The organism is Campylobacter hominis ATCC BAA-381 (genome assembly GCF_000017585.1).
GTDB classification, from domain to species: Bacteria; Campylobacterota; Campylobacteria; order Campylobacterales; family Campylobacteraceae; genus Campylobacter_B; species Campylobacter_B hominis.
Genome location: NC_009714.1, coordinates 1,628,320 through 1,640,832, shown reverse-complemented (window position 1 = coordinate 1,640,832; position 12,513 = coordinate 1,628,320). Strand labels below are relative to the sequence as shown.

Genomic DNA, 12,513 nt, shown 5'->3' with positions numbered 1-12,513 from the left:
AATTTTAAAAAAATTTCGGTTTGTAAACGGCAAGAACTTCGGTTTTATAACGTAAAATGTTTTACCGCTTTTAAAAGTTTCAATCAAGCAGACAAAAGCTGTTTAAATTTTATTATTCACATCGCCTGAATATTTTATAGCGCCTTTAGTGCTATTTAAAATTTCGCTTACATCTTTTTGACTGAAATTTTCATCGTCGTAATCAAAAACCATAGAAACGTCTTCAACATTTTCAAGCGCCTCAATTGCTCTAAAAATCGCTATTTGATTATCTATTTTATCACTTTGTATTGTTGCTATTATTTTACTTTTTTCGTGTGTTACGATTTCAACACCTTTAAAATCATTTAAAATTTGCAGCGTTGATTTTAATTTTTCATCATCCTTAATTCTAATTATTACACTTGAAATATTCATTTTATGCTCCATATCTTTATTTTTTTATCGAAATTCGAAGTTACGATAAAATCGTTATTTAAAATGATTGAGCCGAGATTTCCGTCATTTGTCTTTATTATATTTGAAATTTCAAAATTTTGTGTGTTTATCAGCGTTATATCGCCGTTTTCGCTACTTTGGTAAGCAAGCGTCTTTCCGTTTTCGCCGATAGAAACCGCATAAACCAAAAACTCGCTTTCAAAGTTTTTGACGATGTCATTTTTAAAATCAAAAAACGAAGCGCTTTTATCGTTTGCACCGGTTGCTATTTTTAGATTTGAGCTAATCGCCAAATCGTGTATACGGTCTTTATGCAGACTTTTTTGAGACAGTATTGTTTTTGAAATGATATCAAATACATAAACTTTTCCGCCTTCGCTTGCGAGAACCAAAATTTTACGATTCGGCGAAATTTCGACACTGCTTAAAGACGAACTTGAAATTTTAATCGGATCTGACATTTTGCCGTTTTGCAAATCGAAAAAGTAAATTTCACCACTTAAATCCGCCAAAATAGCTAGATTTTTATTTATAAAAAATGCATTTTTAAAATTCTCACTTTTTAAATCAAAATCTTTTTTGCCTAAAATTTCAAGTTTTTGCGCACCGAAATCAGAGCTTAAAAGCACTAAAATTTCATCATCAAGCAAGTCGGCGCTAAAAATTCTGCTCTCAATCAAATCTCCAAAATACGTTTTTATTTTTGGAAATTTATAATTCATTTTTTGTGTGAAATTTTCATCTAAAATTTCTATTTCGCCGTTATCCAATGAGATTAAAAAATCTTTTCGGATTTGTTTTATATTTAGCACGTTTGCGTTAAATTCCATCTCTTTAATAAGCTCTGAAAAAGAAAATTCAAATAAAATAAAAATAACAATTAAAAATCTCAAACTTCGGCCTTTAAAGTGATTGCATTTTTAAAGCAAGATCCGATACATTCGGCGCAACCGACGCATTTATTGTTTATAACAGGACGAAAAACGCCAAAATAATCAATCGCTTTGAATTTGCAGATGTCAAAGCAGTTATAGCAAACTACGCCATTCCAAGCCAAGCACGAATTTACTGAAATTTCGGCTATTGCGTGGATTTTTGCAGGAAATTTTAAAGATAATGTTAAGCGCTTCGAATTCTCACACGATACGGCGCATTTTCTGCAAAAATCGCAACCTTTTTCATTCGGTATAAATTTTACTTTTTTCCCGTCAAATTTCAGTAAATCTTTATCGCATGCGTTTATGCAGACCGCTTCGCAACCATCGCAATCAAATTCTCCGGAAAAATAAGGCGGAGAGATGAAATTTTCCCGCCTTAAAATTTTGTCAAAAATCGCTCTTTTGTCGCTCTTCAATTATTTTACACCTTCATTTAATTTGTCAATTAAATTTGATGAGTGTTTTTCGTTTTTACTGCGAAATTCCGCTTTAAAATTATTTTTTACAAGAGGTTTAGCGTTTGCTTGCGGAACATGGCACGCCAAACAATCATATCTTGCAGTTTCCAATTCTCCATTGTCGTCTTTTCCGGTTCTTAAATCAACCATGTGAGTTTTAGGGACAGAGGTTGAGTTTAAGTCAACCGCAAATTCCGGCAAATGGCAAGTTGTACAGGCATTTAAATCCGCTGTAATAGGAAGCATTCCTTCTAAATCGTGCGGAATAAGAGGCGGCGAATTTTCGAAGCTTCTATCAAATCTTTTTGACATTCCGGCCGTTTCGGCGGTATAATTTATATCTTTTAATTTAACCTTATTTTCATCAAAAAAATCATTTCTAAAATTATCTGTTTTAGCGTATAATGCCCCACAAATAAGGCATCCGCAAAGCAAAACATAGCCAAATTTCATTTTTTCTCCTTTAAATTCTGTATATTAAAATTGAGTGCATTATCTTCGCAAACATCAACACATCGTCCGCAACTTATGCACTCACTTGAAATTTTAAAATCTTTTTTTGCTATTTGCTCCAAAACCTGTTTTTCTGGGCAAACGGCTTTACATTTCATACATTTTGTGCAATTTTCTGAAGTGTGAAAAATTCTAATAAGCGAAAATTTACCGACAAACGCATAAAATGCGCCAAGCGGGCAAATATTCGAGCATATAAGCCTTTCACCCAAAAAACAATCTATAGCAAAAATAACTATAAATATTCCAAAAAAATCTGCACTCAAAAATACGATAGAACGCGTTAAAGCGCCTACTTGACTTATATTGTCAAAAGCTTGAATTCCTAAAGCGGAACTCATTATTAAACTTAAAATAAGCGTTAAATATCGAAATTTAGGGCTTATTTTTATAAAATTCTCATAAAAACCGAATTTTTTCCTTATAAAATTTGCAAAATCAGTGATTAAATTTACCGGACAAACCCAACCGCAAAATGCGCGTGGCGCGATAAGCGCATAGAAAATCAAAACTATTAAAGCGCCTGAAATCGCGCTTGCACCGACACCGACACCTGTAAAAATTATTTGTAAAACAGCAAACGGATCGCTTAGTGAAATTTTGCCGAAAAGCACTGATGAGCTTAAATCTCCGACTAAAATTTCATAAATTTTAAAATTTCCAAGCAAAAACAGCGTCAAAATCGAAAGCGTAACAACCCTGCGAATAAAATTTATTTTCATTAAAATTCTCCGCTATTTAAGCTGTCAATCGCTTTTTGTCTGTTTATTTTTACGTTTGTATCAGCATTTATAAGTTTTTTATCGGCGCCTTTTTCCCAACCTTTGACATAATTATCACCGACATTTCCAAGACCGACTTCGCGCGGTAAAACAAAAATCGCCGCTTTTTCTGTTATGCAGGCATGTTCGCATTTTCCGCATCCTACGCAATAAGCCGGATCAATGACAGGAAGTAAAAATGCGTGTTTTCCGGTTCTTTCATTTCGTTTAAGTTCCAAACGTAAAGCCTTATCGATAAACGGACAGGCGCGATAACAGGCATCGCATTGAATTCCCCAGAATGCAACGCAATTTGTTTGATCTATTACGCTGATTCCTGCTTTTACTTTTGAAATATCAGCTTTTTTATTTGTGCTCACACTATCAAAATTTAAAGCATCCGTAGGACAAATTTTTACGCAAGGCAAATCTTTGCAAAGATAACAAGGAATTTTTCGTGGCGTGAAATATGGTGTACCTGCGATTTTGGCTTCGCAAGGCCATGCAAGTTTTAATGTATCATAAGGGCAAACTTTTACGCAAAGTCCGCATTTTATGCATTTTGCTAAAAAATCCTGTTCGTTTAAAACTCCAGGCGGTCTTAGAAAATTTTGTGCAAGAAGTCTTGAGCCGCTTGCAACTTTCCACATAAAACCGCCGGAAGCTGCTAAAATCGCGAGTTTAAAGCTATTTTTTAAAATTTCACGCCTTGTCAAATCTACGCCTTATAAATTTTAACCGCACATTTTTTATAATCAGTTTCGCTTGAAAGAGGGCAGGTTGCATCAAGTGTAACTTTATTTATAAAAACGTTTTCATCAAACCAAGGAACATATACAAGTCCTACAGGCGGAATATTTCTGCCTCTTGTATCGATTTTGACTTTTACCTTTCCGCGTCTTGATTCTATCCAAATCGTATCGCCTTGAGAAAGTTTCAATTTTTCCGCATCAAGAGGATTCATATAACAAAGCGCTTCCGGCACGGCTCTATAAAGTTCCGGTACGCGCATTGTCATAGTGCCCGAATGCCAGTGTTCCAAAACTCTTCCGGTGCAAAGCCAGAAAGGATATTCTTCGCTAGGAATTTCAGGCGGATCCATATATGGGCGGAAGAAAATTTTAGCTTTATTGTTTATATCAACTTTATCTTCGCCTTTTATTCCAATCAAATCGCCTTTATCAAGTTTTTTGTTTTTATTTCCGTAAAATGCGAAATCTCCGCTTGTTTCTTCTTTTTTTGCATAAGGATCATATTTTTTATTGAATCTCCAGCTTGTTTCTTTTCCGTCTACTACGGGCCATTTTAGACCGCGAACTTTATGGTAAGTATCAAAATCCGCCAAATCGTGTCCGTGTCCAAGTCCAAATTTCCTATACTCTTCCCAAAGTGCTTTTTGGATAAAAAATCCGTAACCTTTAAAAACTTCGCCGTCACTTCCTTTTACATTTCTTGTGTCACCGTTTACTTCGCTATTGTCAAATTTAATTTTTTCAGGTTTAAAGCCTTTGTAATAATCATTTGCAAACAATATATCAAAAAGTGTCGCATTTTCATCATATCCCATAGTTTTTGCTTCTTCCAAAACATTAGGAAGCGTTAATTTATCATCGATTTTTTGTTCGCCCCAAACGTCTTTCAGTTTAAAGCGTTTTGCAAATTCTAAAATTTGCCATGTATCGCTCATGGCGTCTCCTACAGGCAAAACTTGTTGTCTCCAGTGCTGAGTTCTGCGCTCGGCATTACCGTAAGCGCCCCATTTTTCATAAATCATCGCACTTGGCAAAATAAGATCGGCTACTTTTGCTGAAATTCCGGGATAGCAATCGCTTACTACGATGAAATTATCCATTTCACGCGCCGCTTTTATCCAGTGATTTGCGTTTGCAGTGTTATGCCAAGGATTATTTACCTGTACCCATGCAAATTTTACCTTTCCATCTTCCAAATCTCGCATAAGACCTACAAAATGCGATCCGTTTTTAGGGTTTATGGTTCCTGCCGGAAGTTTCCAAATTTTCTCTGTAATCTCTCTATGTTTAGGATTTGCTACAACCATATCGGCAGGCAGTCTATGGCAGAAAGTGCCGACTTCTCTAGCCGTTCCGCATGCGCTTGGTTGACCTGTAAGAGAAAATGCGCCGTTTCCGGGACTTGCCTGTTTTCCAAGTAAAAAATGCACCATATAACTTTGCTCATTTACCCAGGTTCCTCTGGTGTGTTGATTAAATCCCATAGTCCAGAAACTTACTATTTTACGATTTTTTTCAATGTATAAATTTGCTAAATTTTGGAGTTTTTCTTTAAATTGTTCGATAGATTCATTCTCATCACCTTTTGCGATTTCGGCAACATAATCAAGTGTATAAGGAGCAAGCGCTTTTTTGAACTCTTCAAAGCTGATAGCCCAATGCTTTCCTGCTTTTTTGGCATTTTTCATTTCAAGAGTGTCGCCTGCTTTCAGTCCAAGATAAGCCAGACTTACGCCTTCGGCTTGGCTTAATTTTTTTGAAACCTGATGTGAAACGGTGTCTTTTTCCGCTTCGCTGAATTTTGGATGGTTCGGATTGTTTCTCATTCCATAACCGATATCTACAGGTCCTGTCGCAAACTCGCAATTTTTTAGAAATTCCGTATCTATGGCTTCAGGATGATTATAAACGATTTCTCTTGCGATATAGTTCCAAATCGCCACATCGGTAGATGGACGGAAAATAATTTCAATATCTGCTATACTTGAAGTTCTGCTTGAAAACGTGCTAAGATTTACGACTTTTACTTTTTCAGGCGCACTTAATTTTCTATCATTTACTCTAGACCATAAAATCGGATGCATTTCAGCCATATTTGCACCCCAGGTAACGATTGTATCGGTTAATTCTATATCGTCAAAACAGCCGCTCGGTTCGTCAATTCCAAAAACTTGCATAAAACCTACAACAGCAGATGCCATGCAGTGTCTTGCATTCGGATCTATATTATTGCTTCTGAAACCTGCTTTTACAAGCTTTGCGGCTGCGTATCCTTCTTGGATTGTGTATTGACCGCTACCAAAAACCGCAATTCCTGTCGGACCTTTTTCTTTATAGGCTTTTTTGAACTCTTTTTCCATTACATCAAAAGCTTTTTTCCATGAAACAGGTGCGAATTTTCCATGTTTGTCAAATTCACCTTTTGAATTTACTCGCAAAAGAGGTTCTGTTATTCTGTCATCACCATACATAATTTTTGCGTTAAAATAGCCTTTTATACAGTTTAATCCGCGATTTACCGGAGCTTCAGGATCGCCTTTTACGGCTACTATTTTGCCGTTTTTTGTAGCTACCATGATTCCGCAACCCGTACCGCAAAATCTGCAAACGGCTTTATCCCAGCGCCAACCGTGATTTTCTTCTGCGTTTAAATTTGCAGGAAGTGCGATTCCGGCGCTCGCACAGGCTGCAGCGGCAGCTGTGCTTTTAATGAAATCTCTTCTATTCACAAAATTCTCCTCGTGTAAAATTTTATGAATTTTAACATTTGAAAGCTTGGTTTTCCTTGACGTAAATCATTACATTTTAGTTAATTTTTCAAATTTTTAGTTTCGTATAATTTTACAGCCCAACTTGCAGCTTCAATAAAGCTTGAAATTTTAGCAACACCTTTGTATGCGATATCAAAAGCGGTTCCATGATCTACGCTTGTGCGAATTATAGGTAAATTTAAACTTACATTTATACTTTTTTCAAAAAATAGTGATTTTAGCGGAGTTAAACCTTGATCGTGATAAATCGCTGCTATGCGGTTAAAATTTTTCAAATTTTGTGATGTAAAAGCGGTATCCGGAACCAGCGGACCAAAGAAAATCTCGTGTTGTAAAAAGTTGTTAGCTTTATTGATGGCTTTTTTGATTTTCTTTTCTTCGCTTCCACCGATCACACCGTTATCGCTTGCGTGCGGATTAAATGATAGAACCCCGATTTTTTCAAATTTTGTGCATTTATAAAGATTTAATAAAAATTTAGCAAATTTTTCAGTTTTTATCATGGAACTTACTTTTTTTAGTGCCGTGTGATCTGTAAAAAGCGCCGTAAAAAGTTCATCACAACCAAGCATCATAATTGCATTTTTGTGAAATTTGACGCTTAAATAATCTGTATGTCCTACAAATTTTATGCCAGCTTTTTTCCAAGCTTCTTTATTTATCGGTAACGTGCAAACTGCGTCAAATTCGCCTTTTTTGCATTGTTCTACGGCTTTTGTAAAAGATAAAAATGAGAATTTTCCGCTTTTTTTACTGACTTTTCCAGGTTTTATTTTAAAATTTTTTCCGACTTCATAAATTTTAAAATTTTCAGGTATATTTAAACCCGAAATTTCGGCAGCCTGATTTAAAAGTTCGCGATTTATAAAATAAACGGGTTCGCAAAATTTACAAATTTCATCGTGCGCTTTCAGTGCGATTTCAATGCCGACGCCGTTTATATCACCTACGCTAATCGCAAGTTTCATTTTATCAGCTCTTTCATTTCGCAAACTGCCGTTTTCATTCCTACAAAAATTGCGCGTGCAATTATGCTTTGACCGATATTTAATTCAAAAATTTCACTGTTTTTTGTAAGGCTTGCTACGTTTTGATAATTTAGTCCGTGACCTGCAGCCACTTTTAAACCAAGACCTTTTGCATATGCGGCTAAATGCTTTATATTTGCCAATTCGTCCTTTAATAAATTTTGTAAATCTTCTCTTGATTTTTCATAATTTTTGATGCTGTATTTTGTAAGTGCGATATTTGAGTTTAACATATTAAAAATGTTTGCATAAGTTCCTGTGTGAAGTTCGATGCAATCTACTGCAAGTTCGCTTGCAATGTCTATATTTTCTCTGCTTGTATCTATAAAAAGCGAGACTTTAATTCCTTCGTTTTTTAAGCGATTTATAATATTTTCAAGTCCTGCGGTGCTTAGATTTAATCCGCCTTCAGTAGTAAGCTCTTCTCTTTTTTCGGGTACCAAAGTGGCTCTATGCGGACGAAATTTGCAAACAAAATCTATGATTTCTTCATTTATGCTACATTCCAAATTTACAGGAACTCTGCTATGATTTATGATATCTTTGACATCGTTTTCATTTATATGTCTTCTATCTTCCCTTAAATGCGTAGTGATTTGATCCGCACCGCCAATAATCGCCGCATACATTCCCATTAAAATATCAGGGTCATTTACTTGACGTGCTTCTCTTAAAACTGCGATATGATCGATATTTACACCTAAAAGCATAATTTCTCCTAAAAATTTTTGATATTATTATAACAAAAAAAGGTTTTAAAATGATGTTAGGAATTGATCTTGGTTCGAATACTTTACGTTTCGCACTTTTGGATGAAAATTTTGAAATTTTAAAAAGTTCAGAGTCTATAGTAGGATCTGCACGCGGTCTTAAAGCTGGTGGAAAGCTTGCAGAAGATGCTAAAGAGAGAATTTTAAACGCATTGGAAAAAATGAGTAAAATTTTTGATTTCAGCGCGCCAAACGTGGCTGTTGCCACGGAAGCTTTTCGCATGGCAAGTAATAGCGATGAGTTTTTTAAAACCGTAAAATCGCGCTTCGGTTTAAATTTTAAAATAATTGACGGCATAAATGAAGCGAAATTTGTTCGTCTTGCCATAGAAAACCGTCTCAATAAACTTGAAATTTCGCATAAAAATGCAGTTTTTATAGATCTTGGCGGAGCAAGCACCGAAATTTCAAATACACAAAATTTTAAAAGTTTTGAGTTCGGAATTATCCGTTCTTTAAATCAAAATGATAAAATCGATGAAATAACTGCAAACGCTGTGCAGTTTTTGCAAAATTTAAATCCTGATAAAATAATTTTAACTTCAGGCGTGCCGACTACAATGTCAGCTTTGAAATTTCATCAAACTTATGAGAATTATAATCCTAAACTCATAAATGGCACGAAGTTAAATTTTAAAGATTTTGAAAATTTCAGACAAAAAATAGCCGAAATGGATGAAAAAACCGCAAAAATTGCACTTGGCGAAAATAGAAAAGATTTAATAATATGCGGTATAATCCTGCTTGAATCGCTGCTTCGTAATTTCGCAAATAGCGAGTTTATCGTTATTGATGACGGACTTAGAGAAGGAGTTTGTATAGCAAAAATGAAAAATTTAATATAAGGAGAAAAAATGTTAAGAGAGCAAATTTTAGAAGATATAAAATCTGCGATGAAATCAGGCGACACTTTTAAAAGAGACGCATTAAGAATGGTAAATGCAGCGCTTAAACAGGTTGAGGTTGATGAAAGAATAAAATTAAGCGACGAAAGAGTTATTTCTATTTTACAAAAAGAGATAAAAAGCAGAGTCGATTCTGTTGAAGCTTATAAAAAAGGCGGAAGAGATGATTTGGTTAAAAAAGAGCAAGGTGAAATAGAATTAATAAAAACATATTTGCCGGCTGAGTTAAGCGATGATGGATTAAAAGATGAGATCAAAAAAATCATTTCAGAAACCGGCGCTTGCGGTATGAAATTCATGGGTGAAGTTATGAAACTTGCAAAAGAGCGAATCGGCACAAAAGTTAGCGGAAAAAGACTTAGCGAAGCTGTAAAAAAATATCTGGCATAACGTTAAATTTTAATTTGGAATTTAAATAAAAAGGCGAATGATGCGTAAAATTTTAATTTTTTTATTTTTTATAACGGCTATTTTCGGAGAAGATATGAAGTTTAAAACGGATGAAAATTTATTGCACGGAAGTCTTGAGAATAGACTTAATTACTATATTTTTAAAAATCAAACCCCAAAAAATAGTGCTGAAATTTATATGTATGTAAAAGCAGGCTCTACAAACGAAAACGACGACGAGCAAGGGTTGGCACATTTTAGCGAGCATATGATGTTTAACGGCACGAAAGATTTTAATAAAAACGAGCTTATAACAAAACTTGAATCACTTGGTGTGAAATTTGGCGCCGAACTGAACGGCGCTACCAGTTTTGATAAGACATTTTATAAAATTCACATAAAAAATGAAGGTGAAAATATAGCCACAGCTTTGAAAGTATTGAGAAATATGGCATTTGACGGGCTTTTTCTACAAAGCGATATTGATGGCGAAAAAGGCATAATAATAGAAGAAGAACGTATGAGAAACGGCGTCGGTATGAGAATTTTTAAACAGGAAATTCCGTATCTTTTTGGAAAAAGCATATATTCAAAACGCCTTCCAATCGGCAAAATGGATATTATTAAAAGCGCAACCGATGAAAAACTTAGAAATTTCTACCACAAAAACTATAAGCCTGAAAATATAAGTCTGATTTGCGTTGGAGATTTTGATGAAAAAGTTGTCAAAAATCTTATAAAAGCCGAATTTTCGCGCGATATAAAAGGTGCCGAAAATCTTGCACCAAATCGCAAAATAGACTTTTTTAACCGCTTTGTGCTGTTTAACGTATATGACAACGAAATACAGAACGAGAGCGTAAATGTTTATTTTGAAGATAAATTTCGTGGCGGTATTGTGGATTTTGAAAGTTTTAAAGAGAATATCAAAATGCAATATATAAGGCGTTTAATCGATCTTATAAGCGAGAGACGAAATGCGAATAATGAAAGTTTTTATAAAATCGGTTTTGACAATTCAAATTTATTTAATCAAAAAGAGTTGAATATTTTTACAAAAAATGTTTTAAACGGCGATTTTAAAGGCGCTACGAGCGATATTTTCAGCATAATGAACGGCGTTAGAAAATTCGGCTTCAGCAAACAGGATTTTGACGGCGCAAAAAGTGAATTTCTGTCACAAAACGAAAGTTTTTATGCGGCTAAAAATACGCAAAACAATTCATTTTATCTTCATAAAATAGCGCAATTTCTGGACGATAAAAGTGTGATTTTAAGTAATGAAGATAGTTATAAATTCACCAAGATTGCGCTTAATGAAATAACTCTTGAAGATGTAAATGAAAAATTTCGTCAAATAACAGGTAATGGTGGAATTTTGGTTGAACTTATTTCACAAAAAAAACTGAATGAAAAAGAGAGCGATTATGCCAAATTTTTACTTGCTAAACCTTATGATACACAAAACCTGCAAAAATTACCAAGCGCGCTTATAGATGATTCGAATTTAAGCGTGCAAAAGCCTATTGGTGAAAAAAGTGAAAACGGAATAAATATTTTTGAGTTTGCAAATGGAGTAAAAGTGGCACATAAGGAAATTTCAGATAAAAAAGATGAAATTTATATCAGCGCTTTTAAAAAAGGCGGATTCAGTAATTTTGAAAATACAAAAATAGCCAGGCTTGCCGTAATGATTTCAAATGAAAGCGGGCTTGGCGGTTTTAACAATTATGAAACAAATATAATTACGGCAAATGAAAATTTCAGCCTGAATAAATCTTTAAACGATATTTGTGTTGAATATAATTCTCTTTCAAGCAAAAAAGATGTGTCGAATGCTTTAAAAGCAATATTTGCGGATATTAAAAATGCCAAAATCGACGAAAACGCAACGTCGCGTTTCAGACGGGTTTGGATTGATGAAAATAGAAAAAATATGCAAAATGCGGACTTTAAGTTTGTAAAAGAGTTAAATGATTTTATGTGGCAAAATGATCCTAAAAAAACTTATATAAGCGAAAATGATGTGAGAAATTTCACAAACAGAGATTTGCAAAAATTTTTGGATGAGAATTTTAAAAGTGCCGGATTTGATTTTGTAATAGTCGGCGATATAAGTAAAAATGAAGTAAAAAAATTGGCCGGAAAATATATAGCAAACCTTGATGGCACACAAAAACGCAGCGAAATTTCAGATGATGGAATTAGGGCGATAAGCGGCAGACAAAATTTTAAACGAAAATATCTAAAAGAAAATATTGCAAAAACTCAAATTTTCTTACGAAATGAAACAAAATTCAGTCTGAAAGAAGCTTATATTTTAAATGCGTTAAGTGAAATTTTAAATGTAAAAATGAGAGAGCTTGTACGTGAAGAAAACTCTTTGGTTTATAATATTTCAAGCGGTGTCAAGTTTAAAAAACTTCCTTATAGCGAAGCTGTAACGGTAATAAGTTTTTCGAGTGAACCGAAAAACGTAGATAAAATCGTGCAATTTCTGTACTCTATTTTTGATGAATTAAAGACACAAAAAGTTAATGAAAAATACCTTGAAAATTTTAAAAAGCAAAAAAATGTGGAATTAGCCAAAAATTTTCAAAATCCGGAATTTTTGCAAAATATGATAAAAAATTCCATCATTTTGGATGAACCGTTTTTAAATTTGGAAGAGCTTGAAAAGCTTATACAAAGCATAAACACGGATGATATAATGCGTGCTGCAAAAGTTTATTTGGACACGAAAAATTTTCTTATTTCAACTAATACATTTGAAAAAACGAAATTTTAAT

General features: G+C 34.1%; 12 protein-coding genes. 3 read left to right on the top strand and 9 right to left on the bottom strand.

The features are described from left to right. Positions 1 to 102: 102 nt before the first annotated feature. The 9 genes from CHAB381_RS08060 to CHAB381_RS08020 all read right to left on the bottom strand — a co-directional run bounded on the left by CHAB381_RS08060 (position 103) and on the right by CHAB381_RS08020 (position 8,369). A complete protein-coding gene (locus CHAB381_RS08060; protein ID WP_012109541.1) occupies positions 103 to 417 on the bottom strand; it encodes a chaperone NapD in 315 nt (104 codons plus the stop codon). Then, positions 414 to 1,331 carry a WD40 repeat domain-containing protein gene (locus CHAB381_RS08055; protein WP_012109540.1) on the bottom strand — a complete coding sequence of 306 codons (918 nt, stop codon included), beginning with the start codon at positions 1,329 to 1,331 and terminating at the stop codon, positions 414 to 416. The genes CHAB381_RS08060 and CHAB381_RS08055 overlap by 4 nt, the downstream gene beginning before the upstream one ends. Then, positions 1,328 to 1,792, bottom strand: a complete 465-nt coding sequence (locus CHAB381_RS08050) for a 4Fe-4S dicluster domain-containing protein (RefSeq protein WP_012109539.1) — start codon at positions 1,790 to 1,792, stop codon at positions 1,328 to 1,330. Before CHAB381_RS08050 ends, CHAB381_RS08055 begins: the two co-directional genes overlap by 4 nt. Further along, complete coding sequence (locus CHAB381_RS08045) at positions 1,793 to 2,287, bottom strand: nitrate reductase cytochrome c-type subunit (RefSeq protein WP_012109538.1); 495 nt, start codon at positions 2,285 to 2,287, stop codon at positions 1,793 to 1,795. Beyond that, positions 2,284 to 3,069 (bottom strand): quinol dehydrogenase ferredoxin subunit NapH, encoded by a 786-nt coding sequence (gene napH, locus CHAB381_RS08040; RefSeq protein WP_012109537.1) that lies wholly within the window; start codon positions 3,067 to 3,069, stop codon positions 2,284 to 2,286. Before napH ends, CHAB381_RS08045 begins: the two co-directional genes overlap by 4 nt. Further along, a complete protein-coding gene (napG, locus tag CHAB381_RS08035; RefSeq protein ID WP_012109536.1) occupies positions 3,069 to 3,824 on the bottom strand; it encodes a ferredoxin-type protein NapG in 756 nt (251 codons plus the stop codon). The genes napH and napG overlap by 1 nt, the downstream gene beginning before the upstream one ends. Before the next feature lie 2 nt (positions 3,825 to 3,826). Then, positions 3,827 to 6,589 (bottom strand): nitrate reductase catalytic subunit NapA, encoded by a 2,763-nt coding sequence (gene napA / locus CHAB381_RS08030; RefSeq protein ID WP_012109535.1) that lies wholly within the window; start codon positions 6,587 to 6,589, stop codon positions 3,827 to 3,829. Positions 6,590 to 6,669: 80 nt separating this feature from the next. Next, positions 6,670 to 7,599, bottom strand: coding sequence for a 4-hydroxythreonine-4-phosphate dehydrogenase (pdxA, locus tag CHAB381_RS08025; RefSeq protein ID WP_012109534.1), 930 nt, complete (start codon positions 7,597 to 7,599; stop codon positions 6,670 to 6,672). Beyond that, positions 7,596 to 8,369, bottom strand: coding sequence for a pyridoxine 5'-phosphate synthase (locus CHAB381_RS08020; RefSeq protein ID WP_012109533.1), 774 nt, complete (start codon positions 8,367 to 8,369; stop codon positions 7,596 to 7,598). The genes pdxA and CHAB381_RS08020 overlap by 4 nt, the downstream gene beginning before the upstream one ends. A 50-nt stretch (positions 8,370 to 8,419) precedes the next feature. On the opposite strand from CHAB381_RS08020, the gene CHAB381_RS08015 reads away from it, so the two are divergent. Genes CHAB381_RS08015 through CHAB381_RS08005 form a run of 3 tightly spaced genes read left to right on the top strand, consistent with a single transcriptional unit; the run spans position 8,420 to position 12,512 of the window. Next, positions 8,420 to 9,274, top strand: coding sequence for a Ppx/GppA phosphatase family protein (locus CHAB381_RS08015; RefSeq protein WP_012109532.1), 855 nt, complete (start codon positions 8,420 to 8,422; stop codon positions 9,272 to 9,274). Between the two features lie 9 nt (positions 9,275 to 9,283). Beyond that, entirely contained in the window at positions 9,284 to 9,724 is a 441-nt protein-coding gene (locus CHAB381_RS08010; RefSeq protein WP_012109531.1) for a GatB/YqeY domain-containing protein, read from the top strand. Between the two features lie 40 nt (positions 9,725 to 9,764). Then, complete coding sequence (locus tag CHAB381_RS08005; RefSeq protein WP_012109530.1) at positions 9,765 to 12,512, top strand: M16 family metallopeptidase; 2,748 nt, start codon at positions 9,765 to 9,767, stop codon at positions 12,510 to 12,512. The last annotated feature ends 1 nt before the right edge of the window (position 12,513 follow it).